This window comes from Microbispora sp. ZYX-F-249, assembly GCF_039649665.1.
In the GTDB taxonomy this organism is placed as follows: Bacteria; Actinomycetota; Actinomycetes; order Streptosporangiales; family Streptosporangiaceae; genus Microbispora; species Microbispora maris.
Genome location: NZ_JBDJAW010000111.1, coordinates 1 through 2690, shown reverse-complemented (window position 1 = coordinate 2690; position 2690 = coordinate 1). Strand labels below are relative to the sequence as shown.

The following is a 2690-nucleotide window of genomic DNA, read 5'->3' as shown; positions in this document are numbered from 1 at the left end:
CCGCATCGCCTGACGACGCGCCCTCCCGAGGTGGCACCCCTCTGGGCGCGACGCAGGATTTCTGGCAAGAGCGCGGCGGCGCGCGCCATGCCCTGACTGAACCCCCCGCATGTCAGGAAGGAACACCGATGTCCCGACGTCCGTGGTTCACGTTGCTGACCACGATGGCGCTGATCACACCCGGAGCCCTCGCGGTCACGGCCTCCCCGGCGAACGCGCTGACCATCCCCGCGTCCGACTACCAGCAGGTGTCGCTCGCCTCGGGCGGCTCGGAGCTGGGTGAGGCGATGTCGCTGGCCGTGATGCCCAACCGGTCGGTCCTCCACACGGCCCGTGACGGCACGCTGCGCGTCACCGATGTCAACGGCAACACGAAGGTGGCCGGCAGGCTCAGCGTCTACACCCACGACGAGGAGGGCCTGCAGGGTGTGGCGGTCGACCCGGACTTCGCGTCGAACCGCTACGTCTGGCTCTACTACTCGCCGCGGCTGAGCACGCCGAGCGGTGACGCGCCGAGCACCGGCACGCAGGCGCAGTTCGACCAGTGGAAGGGACACCTGAACCTGTCCCGCTTCACGCTGAAGTCCGACGACACGCTCGACATGAGCAGTGAGAAGGTCGTGCTGGAGGTGCCGAACGACCGCGGGATGTGCTGTCACGTGGGCGGCGACATCGACTTCGACGCGGCCGGCAACCTGTATCTGACGACCGGCGACGACAGCAACCCGTTCGAGTCGAGCGGCTACTCCCCGCTGGACGAGCGGACCAACCGCAACCCGCAGTACGACGCCCAGCGCACGGCGGGCAACACCAACGACCTGCGCGGCAAGGTGCTGCGGATCAAGCCGCAGCCGGACGGCAGCTACACGATCCCCAGCGGAAACCTGTTCCCGCCGGGAACGGCGAAGACCCGCCCGGAGATCTACGCCATGGGTCTGCGCAACCCGTTCCGGATGAGCGTGGACAAGGCGACCGGCATCGTCTACCTGGGCGACTACGGGCCGGACTCGGGAGTGACCAACTCCAGCCGCGGGCCGAGCGGTCAGGTGGAGTTCGACCGCATCACCGCTCCGGGCAACTACGGCTGGCCGTACTGCACCGGGACGAACACCACCAGCGAGACCTACAACGAGTGGGACTTCGCCTCCAACAGCACCGGCCCGAAGTACAACTGCGCGGGCGGGCCGACCAACAACTCCTTCCGCAACACCGGCCTTACCACGCTGCCCGCCGCGAAACCGGCGTGGATCAGGTACGCGGGGGACGCCGGCTCGCCACCGGAGTTCGGCTCGGGGTCCGAGTCGCCGATGGGCGGCCCGGTCTACCGCTACGACCCGAACCTGAACTCGGCCGTCAAGTTCCCCCAGGCGCTGGACGGGCGCTTCTTCGCCGGTGAGTACGGCCGCCGCTGGATCAAGGCCATCGAGGTCAAGAGCGACGGGAACTACGGGGAGATCTCCGCGTTCCCCTGGAGCGGCACCCAGGTGATGGACATGGCGTTCGGCCCCGACGGCGCCCTGTACGTCCTGGACTACGGCACCGGAAGCAACAACCAGGCGCTGTACCGGGTCGAGTACATCGGCAAGGCCAACCGCAACCCGATCGCCAAGGCCGCCGCCGACAAGACCTCGGGACCGGCTCCGCTGACCGTGAACTTCTCCTCCGCGGGCAGTTCCGACCCCGAGGGCGGCACGCTGACGTACTCGTGGAACTTCGGCGACGGCACGACCTCCACGGCGGCCAACCCGAGCAAGACCTACACGGCGAACGGCGCCTACACCGCCACGCTCACGGTCCGCGACCCGCAGGGGCTGACCGGGAACGCGAGCGTGATAGTGAACGTCGGAAACACCGCGCCGACGGTGACACTGACCACGCCGGCCGACGGGCAGCTGTTCTCCTTCGGGGACACCGTGCCCTTCCAGGTCACCGTCAGCGACCCGGAGGACGGCACGATCGACTGCTCGAAGGTGACCGTCACCTACTTCCTCGGGCACGACAGCCACGCGCACCAGATCACCTCCAAGAGCGGCTGCAGCGGCTCGATCAACGTGCCGGTGGACGGTGAGCACGACTCCGCGGCCAACATCTTCGGCGTCTTCGAGGCCTCCTACACCGACCAGGGCGGCCTGACCTCCACCAGTGTCCGCACGCTCCAGCCGCGCCATCGGCAGGCCGAGCACTTCGGCACACAGCAGGGCGTCCAGACGGCCGATCACACCACCGCCGAGGGCGGCAAGACGATCGGCTTCACCGACGACGGCGACTGGATCTCCTTCCAGCCGTACAACCTGAGCACCGCGACGAGGATCACCGCACGCGTGTCGTCGGCGGGCGCGGGCGGCCGGATCGAGGTGCGGGCGGGCTCGGCCACGGGCACGCTGCTCGGCACGGTCAACGTCGCGAGCACCGGGAGCTGGGAGACCTTCACCGACGTCTCGGCGAACCTCAGCGGCGCCCCGGCCGGCACGACGGCGCTCTACCTGGTCTTCCGCGGCCCCACCGGACAGGGCTACCTGTTCGACCTGGACGCCTTCACCCTCGGCACCGGGACGCCGTCGTCGCCGTCCCCCTCGCCGTCGGTTCCGCCCTCTCCCTCGCCTTCTCCGTCGTCGCCCTCGGGGAGCACGAGCGCGCTGAAGGGCGTCGGGTCCGGGCGGTGCCTGGACGTCAACGGCGCCTCGCAGGCC

1 protein-coding gene is annotated in these 2690 nt (G+C 69.3%); it reads left to right on the top strand.

Going from position 1 to position 2690, the window contains the following annotated elements; genetic code table 11:
* Nucleotides 1-128 precede the first annotated feature (128 nt).
* The coding region (locus AAH991_RS39905; RefSeq protein WP_346231154.1) for a PQQ-dependent sugar dehydrogenase at nucleotides 129-2690 on the top strand (2562 nt) is incomplete at its 3' end.